Annotated in this window: 17 protein-coding genes; 10 read left to right on the top strand and 7 right to left on the bottom strand. The window is 67.6% G+C overall.

The genetic code is table 11. The features are described 5' to 3' along the window. Positions 1-27 precede the first annotated feature (27 nt). The 5 genes from ACV229_RS38205 to ACV229_RS38185 all read left to right on the top strand — a co-directional run bounded on the left by ACV229_RS38205 (position 28) and on the right by ACV229_RS38185 (position 5,493). Positions 28-1,314 (top strand): MFS transporter, encoded by a 1,287-nt coding sequence (locus ACV229_RS38205; RefSeq protein ID WP_448088226.1) that lies wholly within the window; start codon positions 28-30, stop codon positions 1,312-1,314. A gap of 349 nt (positions 1,315-1,663) precedes the next feature. After that, on the top strand, positions 1,664-2,455 hold the full coding sequence (gene tetH / locus ACV229_RS38200; protein ID WP_448088225.1) for a thiosulfate dehydrogenase: 792 nt from the start codon (positions 1,664-1,666) through the stop codon (positions 2,453-2,455). 8 nt (positions 2,456-2,463) lie between these two features. Then, positions 2,464-3,696: a molybdate ABC transporter substrate-binding protein gene (locus tag ACV229_RS38195; RefSeq protein WP_448088224.1), complete on the top strand. Its 1,233-nt coding sequence runs from the start codon at positions 2,464-2,466 to the stop codon at positions 3,694-3,696. Between the two features lie 25 nt (positions 3,697-3,721). After that, positions 3,722-4,474, top strand: a complete 753-nt coding sequence (locus ACV229_RS38190) for a c-type cytochrome (RefSeq protein WP_448088223.1) — start codon at positions 3,722-3,724, stop codon at positions 4,472-4,474. Next, positions 4,471-5,493 (top strand): c-type cytochrome, encoded by a 1,023-nt coding sequence (locus tag ACV229_RS38185; RefSeq protein ID WP_448088222.1) that lies wholly within the window; start codon positions 4,471-4,473, stop codon positions 5,491-5,493. Before ACV229_RS38190 ends, ACV229_RS38185 begins: the two co-directional genes overlap by 4 nt. 27 nt (positions 5,494-5,520) lie before the next feature. On the opposite strand, the gene ACV229_RS38180 is transcribed toward ACV229_RS38185, so the two are convergent. Beyond that, positions 5,521-7,437 (bottom strand): SMP-30/gluconolaconase/LRE-like region family protein, encoded by a 1,917-nt coding sequence (locus tag ACV229_RS38180; RefSeq protein WP_448088221.1) that lies wholly within the window; start codon positions 7,435-7,437, stop codon positions 5,521-5,523. A gap of 164 nt (positions 7,438-7,601) precedes the next feature. Here ACV229_RS38180 and ACV229_RS38175 point away from each other — a divergent pair, with 164 nt between their 5' ends. The 3 genes from ACV229_RS38175 to ACV229_RS38165 all read left to right on the top strand — a co-directional run bounded on the left by ACV229_RS38175 (position 7,602) and on the right by ACV229_RS38165 (position 9,634). Further along, positions 7,602-7,808: a hypothetical protein gene (locus tag ACV229_RS38175; protein ID WP_448088220.1), complete on the top strand. Its 207-nt coding sequence runs from the start codon at positions 7,602-7,604 to the stop codon at positions 7,806-7,808. A gap of 288 nt (positions 7,809-8,096) precedes the next feature. Next, the gene (locus ACV229_RS38170; RefSeq protein ID WP_448088219.1) at positions 8,097-8,828 is read left to right on the top strand and encodes a metallophosphoesterase family protein; all 732 of its coding nucleotides are present in this window, start codon (positions 8,097-8,099) and stop codon (positions 8,826-8,828) included. A gap of 188 nt (positions 8,829-9,016) precedes the next feature. After that, entirely contained in the window at positions 9,017-9,634 is a 618-nt protein-coding gene (locus ACV229_RS38165; RefSeq protein ID WP_448088218.1) for an alpha/beta fold hydrolase, read from the top strand. On the opposite strand, the gene ACV229_RS38160 is transcribed toward ACV229_RS38165, so the two are convergent. Further along, positions 9,631-10,950: an ATP-binding protein gene (locus ACV229_RS38160; protein ID WP_448088217.1), complete on the bottom strand. Its 1,320-nt coding sequence runs from the start codon at positions 10,948-10,950 to the stop codon at positions 9,631-9,633. The two genes, ACV229_RS38165 and ACV229_RS38160, sit on opposite strands and share 4 nt — an antisense overlap. Next, the gene (locus tag ACV229_RS38155; RefSeq protein WP_448088216.1) at positions 10,947-11,687 is read right to left on the bottom strand and encodes a response regulator; all 741 of its coding nucleotides are present in this window, start codon (positions 11,685-11,687) and stop codon (positions 10,947-10,949) included. The genes ACV229_RS38160 and ACV229_RS38155 overlap by 4 nt, the downstream gene beginning before the upstream one ends. Positions 11,688-11,975: 288 nt before the next feature. Between ACV229_RS38155 and ACV229_RS38150 the strand changes: the two genes are divergently transcribed. Next, complete coding sequence (locus tag ACV229_RS38150; protein WP_448088215.1) at positions 11,976-12,584, top strand: thioredoxin family protein; 609 nt, start codon at positions 11,976-11,978, stop codon at positions 12,582-12,584. Between the two features lie 114 nt (positions 12,585-12,698). Here ACV229_RS38150 and ACV229_RS38145 read toward each other — a convergent pair whose 3' ends face one another. Next, the gene (locus ACV229_RS38145) at positions 12,699-13,337 is read right to left on the bottom strand and encodes an FMN-binding negative transcriptional regulator (protein WP_448088214.1); all 639 of its coding nucleotides are present in this window, start codon (positions 13,335-13,337) and stop codon (positions 12,699-12,701) included. A 124-nt stretch (positions 13,338-13,461) separates the two neighbouring features. On the opposite strand from ACV229_RS38145, the gene pdxR reads away from it, so the two are divergent. Beyond that, entirely contained in the window at positions 13,462-14,958 is a 1,497-nt protein-coding gene (gene pdxR / locus ACV229_RS38140; protein ID WP_448088213.1) for a MocR-like pyridoxine biosynthesis transcription factor PdxR, read from the top strand. A gap of 55 nt (positions 14,959-15,013) precedes the next feature. Here the strand turns inward: pdxR and ACV229_RS38135 are convergent, their stop codons facing one another. The 3 genes from ACV229_RS38135 to ACV229_RS38125 form a co-directional block, all read right to left on the bottom strand. Continuing rightward, on the bottom strand, positions 15,014-15,736 hold the full coding sequence (locus tag ACV229_RS38135) for a GntR family transcriptional regulator (protein WP_448088250.1): 723 nt from the start codon (positions 15,734-15,736) through the stop codon (positions 15,014-15,016). 157 nt (positions 15,737-15,893) lie between these two features. Continuing rightward, on the bottom strand, positions 15,894-16,892 hold the full coding sequence (locus tag ACV229_RS38130; protein ID WP_448088212.1) for a 4-hydroxyproline epimerase: 999 nt from the start codon (positions 16,890-16,892) through the stop codon (positions 15,894-15,896). Between the two features lie 60 nt (positions 16,893-16,952). After that, on the bottom strand, positions 16,953-17,059 hold a 107-nt coding region (locus ACV229_RS38125; protein ID WP_448088249.1), incomplete at its 5' end, for an ABC transporter ATP-binding protein C-terminal domain-containing protein.

Raw genomic sequence — 17,059 nt, 5'->3', positions numbered from 1 at the left:
CGGCCCACCGGCATCAAGGAGACAAGCATGAAGCAGAAGACACAGGCGTGGTTCACGGTATTCCTGCTGTTCGTCGTGTACGGCATCAACTACCTCGACCGCGTCGCGCTGTCGATCGTCGCGCCGATCGTGCAGACGGATCTCGGCATCGACGCCGCGCAGATGGGCCTCATCTTCAGCACGTTCTTCGTCGGCTACGCGCTGTTCAACTTCATCGGCGGCATCGCGTCGGACCGGCTCGGGCCGAAGCTCGTCTACGTGCTGGCGGTCGGGCTCTGGTCGATCTTCTGCGGCATGACGGCGCTCACGGTCGGCTTCGTGAGCCTGCTGATCGTTCGGCTGCTGTTCGGCATGGCCGAAGGCCCGCTGTGCTCCGCCGCGAACAAGATGGTGAACAACTGGCTGCCGCGCGACTCGGCCGCGACCGCGATGGGCCTGCTCAGCGCGGGCTCGCCGCTCGGCGGCGCGATCGCCGGGCCGATCGTCGGCCTGCTGGCCATGCAGTTCGGCTGGCGGCCGGCGTTCTGGATCGTCTGCGCGATCGGGCTCGCGTGGGTCGTCGTGTGGATGCTCACGACGTCGGACCGGCCCGCGATGGCGGCGGACAGCGCGCCGCGCGCACCGGCGGGTGCCGCACCGGTGAACGCGCGCGCGGCCGGCGACGCGTCGGCGACCGCGCATGCGCTGTCGTACTACATCCGGCAGCCGCGCATCCTCGCGACCGCGGTCGCGTTCTTCGGCTACAACTACGTGCTGTTCTTCTTCCTGAGCTGGTTCCCGAGCTACCTCGTGCGCGCGCATCACCTGAACATCAAGGAGATGAGCATCGCCACCGTCGTGCCCTGGCTCGTCGGCACGGTCGGCCTCGCATGCGGCGGCGCGATCTCGGACGCGCTCTACAAGCTCACCGGCAACCTGCTGCTGTCCCGGCGGATCGTGCTCGTCACGTGCCTGCTCGGCGCGGGTGCGTGCGTCGCGGTGGCGGGGACGGTCCAATCGACCGGCAGTGCGGTCGCGCTGATGTCCGTGTCGCTGTTCTTCCTGTACGTCACGGGCGCGATCTACTGGGCGATCGTGCAGGACGTCGTGCATCCGGCGCGCGTCGGCGGCGTGAGCGGCTTCCTGCACTGCATGGGCAGCCTGTCGGGCGTCGTCGGGCCGGCGGTCACCGGGCTCATCGTCGAGCGCAGCGGGTCGTTCGCGTCCGCGTTCGTGCTGGCCGGCGCGATCGCGCTGATCGGGGCGGTGCTGGCGGGCCTGTTCGTGCGGAACGCGCGGGAGGCGGAAGTGCTGCGCGAGCGTGCAGCGCATTGACATGCCGGGGGGCCGGCCGCGCCGGCCCCGCATGCAACGCGAAGCATGTGTCGGCGCCCTCGAGCGGGAGGGCTTCAAGATTTCGTCACCGCCACGCCACGCTGCGCGCAACGCGCACATCCGGCCACCGCCCCCAAGCGCATGGCGCTTCACTCGTCCGACCAATCATCGGGCCCTCGAATACCACCCATCCGATTTCGCGACTTCCGATATCGATCGCGCCCTTCTAGACTGATTGAGCAGTCGGGGCGGCCGCGTCGCGATGCGATACCGCGCGCGAATCCGTGCGAACGCACGCGGCGGCGTGACGCATCTGCTGCCAGACAACAACTTCTCGAGGAGACACGCCATGACCGATCGGGACGCGCGCCGCAGCGCGCTGAAGACCTTCGGCCTCGCGGCGGGCACAGCCATCCTGGGCGCCGCGGGCCGGGTGCAGGCGGCGCAGTCCGACACCGGATCGCTGCTGCCCGGCGGCGCAACCCGCCTCGCCGACCTCACGCGGCGGCTGGCCGCCACGCCCAGGCGGCGCGACTTCAAGACGGTGCCGATGATCCTCGAGCATCCGGACCAATGGGATGAGACGGCGCTGTCCGAAGTCATCGGCTATCGCGGCGGCCCGAAGCAGGTCTGGGACAACACCGAGCTCGGCGGGCCGTGGCTGAACCTGATGCGCAACGCGCTGAACGCGCAGATCTGGTCGTTCCGGCACCCCGATTTCCTGGTCGTCTCGGCCACGCACGGCACCGCGCATCTCGCGCTGTACGACCAGGCCGCATGGGAAAAATACGGGCTCGCGAAACTGGCCCGCGATCAATTCCCGGCCAACACGCTGCTCGACGCGAAGCCCGCTCAGTCGAAGGCCGCGCAGGATCACGAAAGCGCCGACGGCGCGTACTCCACGCACGACAACAGCATCGCGGCGCTGCTGCAGCGCGGCGTCGTGTTCCTGTCGTGCCACAACGCGATCTGGGAACTCGCGGAACGGCTCGACGGCGCGAATGCGAATCCGGACAAGCTGCCGCTCGACGCGCTCGCCGCCGACCTGACCAACCACATCATCCCGAGCGCGATCATCACGCCCGGCGCGGTCGGCACGCTGCCCGAACTGCAGCACGCCGGCTTCTCGTACGCAAAATGACGATCGACATGGCATCGACCCACGCGCCGGCGCAGCCGCGCGGCACCCGCGGCACTCGCGACACTCGCCGCCCCCGCCGCTTCCTGCATGCGGTGCTGGCGGGCTGGCTCGGCATCGCGGCGCACGCGGTCGCGCTCGCGGCGCCTGCAGACGCGGCCAGCCAGACCGGCATCTTTCCTCCATGGCAGCACGGCGCGAACAGCGACGCGCCGAACCGAGGCCTCGAATTCACCGTGCCGCAAGTCGACGTGCTCGCCGATTTCCACGGCGACCTGAGCGCGCCGAAGCTCGTACTGTTCGTCGGCGGCAACTACTTCTTCGCGATGGCGCCGCTCGTCGCGAAGTTCGAGGAGGACCACCCCGAGTACCGCGGGCGGATCTACTGGGAGACGATTCCGCCGGGCCTGCTCGTCAGGCAGATCAAGGCCGGCGGGACGATCACCGTCGGCAACATGACGTGGACGGTCAAGCCTGACGCGTATTTTGCCGGCCTCGCGAAAGTCAACGCGCTGATCGCCGACGGCACGCTGACGGGCCCCGCCGTGCCATACGTGACGAACCAGCTGGCGATCATGGTGCGCGCGGGCAACCCGGAACACATCGCGTCGCTGAACGATCTCGCGAAACCGGGGCTGCGGCTCGCGATGCCGAATCCCGCGTTCGAGGGCGTCGCGCGACAGATCAACGCGTCGCTCGTGAAGGCAGGCGGCGACGCGCTCGCGCGCACCGTCTACGGCGACAAGGTGCGGGCGGGCACGACCGAGCTGACCCACGTCCATCATCGCGAGACGGCGCTGTTCCTGATGCAGGGGCGCGCCGATGCGGGCGTGCTGTGGAAGTCCGAAGCGATGTTCCAGGAGCAGGCCGGGCATCCGCTCGGCCACGTCGACATTCCCGCAGACCAGAACACCACCGCGATCTACGCGGGCGCGCTCGTCAAGGACGCGCCGCATCCGGAAGCCGCCCGCCAGTGGCTCGCGTTCATCCGGTCGCCCGAGGCGTTCCGGATCTTCCAGCGCTACGGCTTCGGACGTTACGACGGCAATTCGGGTGCAGCGCCGGTGTCGGCTATCGGCACAAACACTAGCGCCGGCACCGGCACGAGTACGAGTACAAACACGGGAACGAGCACCGGCACCAGCACCAGCACCAGCACCAGCACCAGCACCAGCACCAGCACCAGCACCAGCACCAGCACCAGCACGCAAGCATCGCCGCGCGGCCAGGCCGACGCAAGCTGAGCGCGCTTCGGCACACAACAATGAAATGCACCCCCGCACAGGAGGAGACGTGAACGATTCGATCGTCAAGCCGCGTCGCCGATGCGTTGCCGCATGGCTGGCCGGGTTCGGCCTGCTGTCGGCCATGTCCGGCGCGTACGCGGACGACGCTGCGCTCGGCAAGACCATCGCGACGAATGGCACGACCACCGGCGTGGCAGCCTGCATCGGCTGCCACGGCGCGAACAGCGAAGGCAACGCGGCGGCCGGTTTCCCGCGTCTTGCGGGCGTGCCGGCCGCGTACCTGTCCGCGCAACTGGCCGCGTTTGCCGATGGCAGCCGCCAGAACCCGGTCATGCAGCCGCTCGCGAAGCTGCTGTCCGCGCACGAGCGCGACGCCGTGTCCGCATACTTCGCGTCGCTGCCCGCGCCGCCCGGCATCGCGGCCAGGGACGACGCGCCGGCCGCACCGTCGGACACCGGCGCGTGGATCGCGACGCGCGGCCGCTGGACGCAGGGGCTGCCCGCGTGCGCGCAATGCCACGGGCCCGGCGGGATCGGCGTCGGAACCGCGTTTCCGCCGCTTGCCGGCCAGCCGGCCGCCTATCTCGCGAATCAGTTGAACGGCTGGAAACACGGGATGCGTCCGCCCGGACCGATGGGGCTGATGCCGATGATCGCCAGCAAGCTGTCGGACACGGACATCGACGCCGTGGCCGCCTATTACGCCCATACCAACGCACATACCGACACCGGCATGCCGTCGGCCACTTCGGCATCGCAAGGAGGAACGCCATGACCGATCGATTCCGGTTGCATCGCCGCGCATTGGCCGCGTTGTTGAGCGTGGCTGTCAGCGGACCGGGATTCGCGGCGAGTGATGCGCCGCCCACCGCAGCCGCAGCAGCATCGGCATCCGCGCCCACATCCGGGACCGCAGCCGCAACACCATCGGCATCCGCGCCCACATCCGGAGTAGCAGCCGCATCCGGAGCCGGCACCGCGACGCCGACGCCCGCGAAGCCGTTCACGCCACCCGCCGAATCCGCGCTGCCGAACGACGACTTCGGCAAGACCGTGAAGCTCGGCGAGCAGATCTTCATGCACACGCCCGAATTCGCCGGCAAGTACGTCGGCAACCGACTGACCTGCGCGAGCTGCCACCTCGACGCCGGCCGCCGCGCGGATTCGAGCCCGATGTGGGGCGCCTATCCGCTGTATCCCGCGTACCGGAGCAAGAACGGGCACGTGAACACGTTCGCGGAACGCCTGCAGGGCTGTTTCAGCTACAGCATGAACGGCAAGGCGCCGCCGAACGGCGACCCGATCCTCGTTGCGCTGGAAACGTATTCGTACTGGCTCGCGAAGGGGGCGCCGATCGGCGAGAAGCTGCCCGGGCAAGGCTTCCCGAAACTGCCGCCGCCTGCCCTGAAGGCCGACTACGCGCGCGGCGGCGCGATCTACGCGCAGCACTGCGCGCTGTGCCACGGCGCGGACGGCCAGGGACAATCGAGCGGCGGCAAGACGGTGTTCCCGCCGCTGTGGGGCGCGCGTTCGTTCAACTGGGGCGCGGGCATGGGCGACATCCGGAACGCCGCCGGCTTCATCAAGGCCAACATGCCGCTCGGGCTCGGCGGCACGTTGACCGACCAGCAGGCGTGGGACGTCGCGACGTTCATGGACAGCCAGGAACGTCCGCAAGACCCGCGCTTCACGGGATCGGTCGACGCGACGCGCGCGCGCTTCCACGACAACGCCGACTCGATGTACGGCCGGACCGTGAACGGACACGTGCTCGGCGCGCCCGGCCCGCAGTGAAGCCGTGACCGCGCCGCGCCGGCGCGGTCACGGATGCCAGCGATACACGACGATGCTGGTGCCGTTGTAGTTGTCCTTCGTGATCACGTACTCGCCGGTCGAGCGCAGGTACGCGCGGATCCCGTACATCGAGTCGACGTCGTTGCCGACGTCCATCGCCGACGTGTTCGAGTTGGTCAGCGTCGTGACGAGGGCGCCCGTGTTGAGATCGAACACGTCGACGTTGGGCACGGTATGCACGTACCCGACGAACAGGTAGTGGCCGGCCGCCGCGATCGATTTCGGATTGGCGCTCGTCAGGTTGATCACCGGGTTCGGCGCGGTCGTGTTGCCGGCCTTCCAGCCGTGATAGACCTCGATGTGCCCGTTCATCGCGGTCCAGTCCCAGCTTCCGGCGATGCCCTGCGCGAGGATCATCGTGTCGCTGTCCGACTGGTAGATGATGCGCGTGAGCGGCGCCACCGTGGTCGGCACCGGCGTCGTCGTCGGCTTGCCCCATGACGGCTTGCCGGTCGCGTCGAAGCCCGTCATCGGATAGCGGGTGATGTTGTTCGCGCCGTTGAGGCCGGCCCAGACGTCGCCGTTGCCGTCGATCGCGAAGCCCGCCGTGACCTGCAGCGTCGTGTTGAACGGCTTGCCCGGGAGCGAGCCGGCCGGAATCGCGATGTAGCCGCTCGCCGCGGTGAAGTAATAGAAGTTGAAGTTGCCGGGGTTCTGGCCGGACGCGACAAGGATCCGGTTGCCGCCGACGGTCACGGCCTGGCCGAAGTGCTGGCCGCGCTGGTAGTCCTTCATGTCGAGGCGGGGATCCTTCGGATAGCTGAACGGGTCGATCGTATTCGCGACGAACGTGCCGCCCGCGGTGCCCGAATAGACGTTGTTGCCGCTGAAGAACAGCGTGCCGTCGGTCGCCGGGTCAGGCGCCGCGATCGCCTCGAAGTTCAGCGCCTGCAGCTTCCATTGCAGCGCGCCCGTCGGGCTGTACGAATGGAGGTCGGTGCTGCCGTTGCGCCCGAGATCCCAGCCGCCGCCCCACGCGTTGTTCAGCACGTACAGGTTGCCGCCCGAGTCCTTGCCGATCCCCGCCACGCGCGTGAAGCGCTTGTCACCGACCTGCCCCTTGATGCCCGATGTCGTGTCGAGATAGCCGCCCTGCACGCCGAACGTGCCGGCCAGCAGCGGCAGGCCCGTCAGGCTGTAGACCTTGATGTTCATGTCGGGCCCTTCGTCGCCGACCAGCAGCTGTCCGGCGGGCGCGTCGAAATACAGCGCGGACGGCCGCGACGTCGACGCCATCTGGATCGTGTTCATCGGCGTGCCCGTCGCACTGAACTGCGCGACCACGCCCGCGCTCTTGCGCGCGACCCACAGGTTGCCCGCGGCGTCGAGCGCGAGCGCGCCGGGGCTCTGCACGCCGATATCGCGCTGCCAGACGCCGTCGGTCGTGTACACGCGCACGCGATTACCGTAGAAGTCGCTCACGTAGAGCAGCGTGCCGGCCGTCGCGAGCCCGGAAATCACGTCGGCGTACTGAACGCCTGTCCATACGCTGACCGGAATGCGCAGGTCGCGGGTGTTCGTGGAGCGGTTGTAGCGCCCCACCGACCCGCTGCCGAATGTCCGGTTGTAGCCGAGCGCGACGAAGATCGACGACGCGTTGCCGGTGATCGCGCCGCCCTGGAACTCGTCGTGGATGCCGATCGTGCCGAGACCCTGGCCGTTCTGGTACATCGCCATCCCGCCCGCGTTCTCGTCCCAGCGCGACGACGTATAGATGACGCCCTCCGGCGCCACCCACATCGACCGCGCGCCGTTGCCGACGTGCTGCGCCAGCGTGCCGTACGTATTCGCGAGCCAGTCGGTCGTGTATTGCGCATGGCCGGCCGGCGCGATCACCGCAAATAACGCGCCGAGAAATGCTGCTCGCAATTGTTTACTTAACATGAGATTTGGCTCCAGACTGTCGTTTCGTGAATAGTTAAATCACGGAACATGAAACATGGGTGATTGCTGCCAGCATTTTCGTCGCGCTCATGACGAATTGTGGGCGACATGCGGGCGGCCGTGTCGGCCTTTTTCTACAAGCATTGTCATTGCTCTGAGCGGCCGTGACGGCGGACGTTCATACGCCAATTTTTTTCGGCATTTTCTTCCGCTTCATTCAGGCAATCTGGTCATTTTTTCGCATTGCCATGCATTCCATTTTTCTTCCGGATAATTGGCGCCATCATTTCAAAACAGAAATCGAAATGAAAGCAAAAATTAATCTGACGGAAGCCTGTTTTTTTAGGGAGTGCTCCGGTATCGGTGAATGACCGGCCGCCGCGGTGGCGGGAGTATGCGTGGGGTTCGAGACGCGATCGTGACGAAGGAGGCGATCGGGGTAACGCCGCGGATCGGCGCGCGCGCGTCGACGGATGGGCCACGAGAGGCGCACGATGCATCACCGGGCGCCGTGATTGCCGTCCGGTCAAGCGATGTGGTGAAGTGCGCGAGCGTGTCAGACAAACGATGCACCACCTCTGCTTCGACGTGCGCGCCACTCATTGGACGACACGCAACGAATTGACGACAATCCCCTCTCCGCCCCTCGACTCCCGCCCATGAAAATCGCCGCGCTCTCCGACATCCACGGTAACCTGGCTGCCCTCGACGCCGTGCTCGACGACATTCGCCGGCGCGGCGCCGACGTGATCGTCAATCTCGGCGACATCCTGTCCGGCGCGCTTTACCCGCGCGAAACGGCCGACCGCCTGATGCCGCTCGGCCTGCCGACCATCAAGGGCAATCACGAGCGTCAAGTGCTGGCCGGCAATCGCGAATCCATGCGCCTGTCCGACCGCCTGGCGCACGACACTTTGCGCGACGATCAGCTCGCGTGGATCGCCAGCCTGCCCGCCCAATTGATGCTCGACGACGTGCTATTGGTCCACGGCACCCCGGACAGCGACGTCGACTACTTCCTCGAAACCGTCACCGCATCCGGATGCCGCGCGGCCACGCCCGACGAAGTCGCGCGGCGCGCAGGCGATGCATCGGCGTCGCTGATCCTGTGCGGGCACACGCACGTGCCGCGCGCGATCACGCTCGCCGACGGACGCACGATCGTCAATCCGGGCAGCGTCGGCCTTCAGGCCTATGAAGACGATCTGCCGTTCCCGCACAAGATCGAAACGGGCTCGCCGCATGCGCGCTACGCGATGGCGTCACGCACGGCGTCCGGCTGGGCCGTCGAATTCCACGCAGTCGAATACGATTGGGACGCAGCAGCAGCAGCCGCGGAATCGATCGGACGCCACGAATGGTCCGTCGCGCTGCGCACCGGACGGTGCTGACGCGCAATGCACGCCCACGGCTCGGGGGCGGAGCCGGGCAGCCGGACGGATCCGTCACGACGTGCACCGGACCGCGCTGACACACGCATCGCTCCCCGCGCAGCACCGCGTCGCCCCGGCAACGCCCAACACGAACGACAATCGCATCGGCATCGCACGCCACTTCAACCATCGGGAAACCAACCACCATGCCGGTTCCATCGCAGCTTCTTTTCCTGCCGGGTGCATCGGGCAGCACCGCATTCTGGCAACCGCTCGCCGATCAGCTCACCCACCCGGCCGCGCGACGGATCGTCGGCTATCCGGGCTTCGGTGCGGAGCCCGGCGATCCGGACGTCCGCGATTTCGACGGCCTCGTGCGACGCGTGCTGCGACACATCGACCAGCCGACGGCGGTGATCGCCCAATCGATGGGCGGCGTGATCGCGCTGCGCGCGGCGCTCGAGAAACCGGAACTCGTCACGCATCTGGTGCTGACAGTGACGTCCGGCGGGCTCGACATGCAGGGCCTGGGCGCACAGGAGTGGCAGACCGGTTTCGTCAACGCGAACCCGCATCTGCCGGACTGGTTCGTCACGTTCCGCGCCGATCTGTCGGCGGAGCTGGGCCGAATCGCGCAGCCGACGCTGCTGCTGTGGGGCGATGCGGATCCGATCAGCCCGGTCGCGGCCGGCCGGCGTCTGCTCGAGCGGCTGCCCGACGCGCGGCTGCACATTGTCGAAGGCGGCCAGCACGATCTCGCCGCCGTGCATGCGCGTGAACTCGCGCCGCTCGTCGACACGCACCTGCGGCAAAGCCCGCGCTAATCGAGACTCCGCAACACCAGCCGCGCCTCGAGCCCGCCTTCGGGCCGGTTCCGCAACGTCAGCACGCCGCCCATCGCGAGCGCGAGCTGCCGCGCGATCGCGAGCCCGAGCCCGGTGCCGCCCGTCTCGCGATTGCGCGACGTCTCGATGCGCCGGAACGGCTCGAACACCGCTTCGAGCAGATCGTCCGGAACCCCGGGCCCGCTGTCGCGCACCGTGACGACCGCGCCGCCGTCGGGCGCGGCCGTCACGTCGATGTCGGCCGAGCCCGCGAATTTCAGCGCATTGTCGACGAGGTTCCCGACGATGCGGCGCAGCGCCTGCGGGCGCGTGACGAGCGCGATCGGCACGCGGCTTTGCAACGCGACCACCTGCCCCGCGTCGACGTAATCGCACACGATGCTGTCGAGCAGCGCGTCGAGGTCGATGCGGCGCGCCGCCTCCGCGCCGCCGTGCAGCGTCCGCGCATATGCCACGCCCTCCTTCACGAGCGTTTCCATCTCGATCAGGTCCTGGCGCAGCTTCGCGCCCTGCGTGTCGTCGTCCATCACGTCGACGCGCAGCCGCATCCGCGTGATCGGCGTCTGCAGGTCGTGCGAGATCGACGCGAGAATCTGCATGCGCTCGGCCATGTACTGCGCGATGCGTTCCTGCATCGCGTTGAACGCACGCGCCGCGCGCGCGACTTCCGACGGGCCGTCCTCGCTCAGCCGCTCGGCCTTCAGGTCCGGGCCGAGCGCATCGGCGGCCTGCGCGAGCTGCTTCAGCGGCCGCGTCGCGAGCCGCACCGCGAGCCAGCAGCACGCGGCGAGCACCGCGAGCTGCAGCACGAGCACCAACGGCAGCCAGCCCGACATCGGCACCGTCGACATCGGATGAATGTCGATCGTCAGCGGCGACCCGTCGGTCAGCCGCAGATGCACCTGAAGATGTTCGCGGTCGCCGGGAATCGCGTTCGCGGTCAGCGGATACGCGCCGCCGATGCCGTCCGAGATCGACTGCTCGACACGCGCCGACAGCCGCGCCTCCGGCGGCGTACCGGTCTCGCCCGGCCCGAGAATGAACTGGTAGCTGCGCCGCGCGAGCCGCGGCAGCCATGCCGCGCGTTCGCCGGCCGGCAGATGGTCGAGCAGCGCGACCGAGCTCGCGACCTCGCGCTCGATGTAGCCCATCATCATGTTGGTCGTCGCTTGGTCGCGTTCCGTCAGCGTGAGCCAGAACGACAGCGCCTGCGCGAGCGCAAGGCCGACGCACAGGATCAGCGCGAGCCGCGCGAACAGCGTGCGCGGCCACCGCCACATCGCGCGCGGCGTCATGGCGTGCCTTCGACGACGGTAACCGCCGCCGAGAACACATAGCCCTCGTTGCGCAGCGTCTTGATGTAGCGCGGCTCGCGCGCGCCGTCGCGCAGCCGCTGCCGCAGCCGGCTGACGAGCAGGTCGATCGAGCGGTCGAACGGATCGGACTGCCGCCCCTGCGTGAGATTCAGCAGCTGGTCGCGCGTCAGCACGCGCTGCGGATGATCGAGGAACACGCGCAACAGCCGGTACTCGGCGCCGCTCAGCGCGACCAGCGTGCCGTCGGTGTCGAGCAGGTGCCGCCCGGTCGTATCGAGGCGCCATTCGCCGAAGCCGAGCATCTCGGCCGTCTCCGTCACCTGCATGCCGGGCGGCAGCATCCGCGTGCGGCGCAGCACCGAGCGGATGCGCGCGAGCAGCTCGCGCACCGCGAACGGTTTCGCGAGGTAGTCGTCGGCGCCCATCTCGAGACCGACGATGCGGTCGGTCTCTTCGCTGCGCGCGGTCAGCATCAGCACCGGCACCGCGCGGAACTTGCCGGCGCGCAGCTCGCGGCACAGCACGAGGCCGTCCTCGCCGGGCAGCATCAGGTCCAGCACGATCAGGTCGGGCGCGCCGCTGTCGAGCACGGCGCGCATCTCGCGCCCGTTCGCGGCCAGCGATACGCGCATGCCGTTCTTCTCGAGGTAGCCGGCGATCAGCTCGCGGATGCCGCGATCGTCGTCGACGATCAGCACGTGGTCGGTCTTGTCCATGGCAGGAATCATACTCGCGGCGTGTGCCGCACAAATGTCCGGTTCTCCGGCTGCCGCCGGCGCGTGCCGCGCGGCGCCGGACGGGCGATATCCGCTTTATACCGCAGGCGGCGCACCCGTTTGTATCCCACTGTATCCGGCCCGGCCGCGGATACATGACATTGCACATGGGGGGTTTTGCGGACACATGTCCGATACGTCAGCGCGGCTCAATACGGTCTGTCGAAACTGCGAACGTCCGCCACCGGCACCGGCCGGCAACGGCGTCGCTCTCCGGAGGAACCTGCCATGTTCACACGCCTGAAGACCGCCGCCACCGTCACCGCCCTCGCCGCGATCGCCGCCACCGCCGCACTGGCTGCGTTTGCGGACACACGGGGCCAAACCGTGTCGCCGATGCCCGCCGCCGGCGCACCGGCCCCCGAACTCGCCGGCATCGAGCGCTGGCACAACAGCGCGCCGCTGACGCTCGGCCAGCTGCGCGGCAAGGTCGTGCTCGTCGATTTCTGGACGTACTCGTGCATCAACTGCATCCACACGATCCCGCACGTGAACGACTGGTACCGCAAATACCGCGACCAGGGCCTCGTCGTGATCGGCGTGCATACGCCCGAATATCCGTTCGAGCGCGACGCGCACAACGTCGCGGACGCGATCGGGCGCTTCGGGATCCACTTCCCGGTCGCGCAGGACAACCGCTACGACACGTGGAACGCGTACGGCAACCAATACTGGCCCGCGCTGTACCTGATCGACGGGAACGGGCATATCGTCTACACACGCTTCGGCGAAGGCGATTACGACAAGACCGAGGCGGCGATTCGTGATGCGCTCGCGCAAGCCACGAAAACCGCGCAGAACGCGTCGGGGCCGCACGACGCGTCGCGCACGCAGTAGTCGCCGGTCACGGCGAAGACACGAGCAGACACGCGCACCCCGCATCGCTCCGAAGCTACGCTTCGACAGGGGTGCGCCGATACCGTCCGCCCCCCAGCGCGCTCATTCCCGCAGTCATTCCCGCTTCGCGTCAGCCTCCGCGAGCATCGCATCGCCAATCCGGCGCTCGCCGCGCGCGACGAGCGCCTCGCCCGCCCCCCGAATATCATCCGCCGCCTTGTTCTGGCTGAGCTTGCGCTTGCCGACGAGCCGCGTGATCTCGATCTGCAGCCCGACGATCGACTGCAGCATCGTGTCGAGATAGTCCTTCGGCGCATCGCCCATCTTCCACGGCTCGGGCTGCGGCGCTTCGTGCGTGCGCGTGAGCCGCGCGACCAGGCCGCGCACGAACTTCTCGTCGTCGCGCACGGTGATCCGGCCATGCGCGTGCACGACGACGTAGTTCCATGTCGGCACCTGCCGGTGCGTCGCGTGCTTGCTCGGATACCAGTTCGGCGAAATGTACGCGTCCCCCGCGCGGAAGATCACGAGCACCTCGTCGCCGTTCGCGACGTCCTGCCAGACCGGATTCGCGCGCGCGACGTGCGCATGCAGCTCGCCGAGCCCGCCGTCGCCAGCGACCAGCTCGAACGGGATGTGATTCGCGTCGAGCCCGTTGCGGCCGTGCGTGACCAGGCTGCCGAACGGAAACTGCACGATCAGCGCATGCAGCGTGTCGAGATCGGATTCGTCGAAATGGGCAGGGACGTACATGAGGGCTCCACAGTCGGGCAAAGGTCCAGAGACGCACGGGTTCGAACCCGTCATGCGACGATTGTGGGCGCAAACTGGTTTATGCTGAAGAGCCGGTTTGTAACATTTTCAGCGAACCAGAATCATGGCAAGAATTGCCCGGATCATCGAAATCCCGTCGCTCGGCGCGCTCGACCGCGCGGCCGGCAACCTGAGCCGCCAGCTCGCGCAGGCGCTGCGGGACGCGGTCCGCCACGGCGACATCCGGCCCGGCGACGCGCTGCCGTCCACGCGCGTGCTGGCGGCGGCGCTGCAGGTCGCGCGCGGCACGGTCGTCGATGCCTACGCGCAATTGATCGCCGAGGGCTTCCTCGAGTCGCGCGGCGGCGCGGGCACGCACGTCGCGCACGCGCTGGCCGAGCCGGCGGCGCCCGTCGAACCGGTGGCCGCGCGCCGCCGGCCGGCCCGCGCCAGCCTGCCCGAGCCGGCCACCGCATTCGCGCGGATCGCGCAGGAATTCGCGCCGCTGCCGGCGGTGCCGTTCGCGATCTCGGTGCCCGTCGGCCTGACCGCGCCCGACGACATCTGGCGCCGGCTCGGCAACCGGCTGCGCGCACGCGGCGCCGGCGCGCCGTCCGGCTATGCCGATCCGCACGGCGCGCGGCCGCTGCGCGAAGCGATTGCCGACTATGTGCGCAAGTCGCGCTCGGTCCGTTGCGAACCCGATCAGGTGATCGTCACGAGCGGCACCCAGCAAGGGCTCCATCTCGCGTGCCAGGTGCTGCTCGGCGCGAACGACCAGACCTGGGTCGAGAATCCCGCGTACCGCGGCATCACCGCGCTGCTGGAAAGCACGGGCCGGCGCGACGCGATGGTGCGCGTGCCGGTCGACGACGAAGGCATCGACGTCGACGCGGGGATCCGGCTCGCGCCGCATGCGCGCGCCGCGTTCGTCACGCCGTCGCACCAGTACCCGCTCGGGATGCCGATGAGCATGGCGCGGCGCAACGCGCTGCTCGCGTGGGCGCGCGCGAATCGCGCGTGGATCGTCGAGGACGACTACGACAGCGAACTGCGCTACGAGGGCTATCCATTTCCGTCGCTGCAAGGGCTCGACCCCGATCGCGTGATCTACCTCGGCACGTTCAGCAAGATCCTGTTCCCGTCGCTGCGGCTCGGCTACGTGATCGCACCGGACGATCTCGTCGCCGCGTTCTGCGGCGCGCGCGTGCTGATGGATCGCCATGCGCCGACCGCCGACCAGCACGTGCTGGCGGCCTTCATGGCCGAAGGCCATCTCGACCGGCACATCCGCCGCGTGCGCGCCGTGTACGCGGACCATCGCGCGCAACTGATCGACACGCTCGGCAAGCGGCTGCCGAAGCGGCTCGCGTGGCTGCAGCCCGGCGACCAGGGGATGCACGTCGTGCTGTGGCTTGCGAACGGCATCGACGACCGCGCGGTCGTTGCGCGTGCGGAGGAAGCCGGTGTCGCGGTGCGCGCGGTGTCGCCGATGTTCGCGCCCGGTACGGGCCGCCCGGGGCTCGTGCTCGGGTTCGGCGGCTTCAGCCGCGCGCAGATCGAAACGGCTGCGCAACGGCTCGCCGATGTGATTGCGGCGGCCGGCGCGGCGCGCATGTGAGACGAGAATACTCGTCAATCATCGGCAACGAACTGGGCAGAGGAGGTTCGAAGGATCAGCGTGTCACGATGGCGTCGACGACCGAAATGATCTGCTGCGCCGCGATCTTGACATGCTGTTCGAGCAGCTTCGCACCGCGTTTCGCATCGCGCTTCCTGCATGCTTCGATCAGTTCCATGTGCTCCTGATGCGACTGCTCGCGAATCGGAACCTGGACGACCTGAAAACGGAAATACCTGTCGCTGCGATCGTGCAGCACACGCAGCATTTGAAGCGTGATGTCTTTCTGGGCCGGCATATAGAGCGTTTCGTGGAGACGCCAGTTCAATTGCCCCCACTCGCCCGAATCGGCCTCGTCCATTTCCTTGACGAGCCGTTCCGCCTTCGCGATCTCGGCATCCGTGATCCTCGGAATCGCTTCGGCAAAAATCCATGGCTCCAGGCGGAGACGAATGTCGAACGTCTCACGCACTTCTTCGATCGACAGTTCGGCCACGTACGCACCCTTGTGCGGCACGCTGGTCAGCAGCCCTTCGGCGGTCAGACGCGTGATGGCTTCGCGGATCGGCACACGACTCACGCCGAGTTCGTCCGCGAGCGCCTCCTGACGCACCACCTCGCCCGGCGCAAGCTCGCCGCTCAAGATGCGCTGCCGGATCGCCGTCGTCACCAGTTCGACGGTGGTCGGCCGAACGATTTTTCGGGTGGTTTCGGCGGCAATCGCTTCCGCCGCGCCGGACTCTTCTGCACGGCGTTTCTTGGCTGTGACCGGGGACATGATGGACTGACTCAGGATGCTCGATATAGCTGGCATCGTAGCACGACGTTGGCTTTAGGATCCAAAATCCAACTTAGCCGGAACATGTGCATTTTCCGGGGTCGACACGTCGGCTCCTCACCGATTCCCGCGCCGTGAGCCAGTCGATCCCGGCAACTTACTTGAGCAAGAAGCCCTTCGCGAGCGGATCGCGATCGTCGACGAATATCGTGTTGTGCCCCGTCACGCGCGCCCACCCTTCGATGCTCGGAATGATGGCGTCGAATTCGCCCACCTTGGTTGCCTCTTCCGGAATACCCGTGAAGAGCGTGCCGATGATGCTCTCGTGGACGAAACGCTCACCGATCTTCAGCTTGCCCTTGCCGACCAGATGCGCCATCCGCGCCGACGTGCCGGTGCCGCACGGCGAACGATCGATGGCCTTGTCTCCATAGAACACCGCATTGCGCGCGCTCGCACCTTCAACGGTCGGTTCCCCCGTCCACATCACGTGGCTCAGTCCGCGGATCTCTGCCTTTTCCGGATGGACGAACTGGTATTTCTCATTGGCCTTCTGCCTCAGGACCGGACTCAAACGCTGGATGTCCGACGGCTTCAACGCATGCAGACCAGCGTAGTTCGCCTGCGGCTCGACGATCGCGTAGAAGTTGCCGCCGTATGCGACGTCAAACCGGATTTCGCCAAGACCCTCCACTTCCACACTGAGATCCGTCGAATGCAGGAACGACGGCACGTTGATGAGCTGAACGGAGTCGACGTGATCGCCGCTCATCTTGTACTTCGCAACCACCAGACCGGCTGGCGTATCGAGCCGCAGCACGCCCGGCTCGCGCGGACGCACCAGCCCGTGTTCGATAGCCGACGTCACCGTCCCGATCGTTCCATGACCGCACATGGGCAGGCACCCGCTCACTTCGATGAACAGGATGGCGACGTCGCAATCCGGGCGTGTCGGCGGGTACAGAATGCTGCCCGACATCACTTCGTGCCCACGCGGTTCGAACATCAGCGCAGTCCGGATCCAGTCGAACTCCCGTTCGAAATGCGCCCGTCGCTCGATCATGTTCTGGCCCTCGAGTTGGGGCGCCCCGCCCGCGACAACCCGAACCGGGTTACCGCAGGTATGTCCGTCGATACAGAAAAAAGTCGATTTCATCAGTTGCTCCGTCTGGTTCCAACGGAAATGCGCGCCCGGCGGCCCGCATTTCGCCCGTGTTTATTCACCAAGATACGCCGCTCGCACCTTCGGATCGTCGAGCATCTGCTTCGCATCGCCTTCCATCGTCACCGTGCCCGAGTCCATCACGTAGCCGCGGTCGGCCA

This window comes from Burkholderia sp. MR1-5-21 (assembly GCF_053427715.1).
The sequence above is the reverse complement of the archived record's forward strand: the minus strand, read 5'-3'. Positions and strand labels throughout refer to the sequence as shown.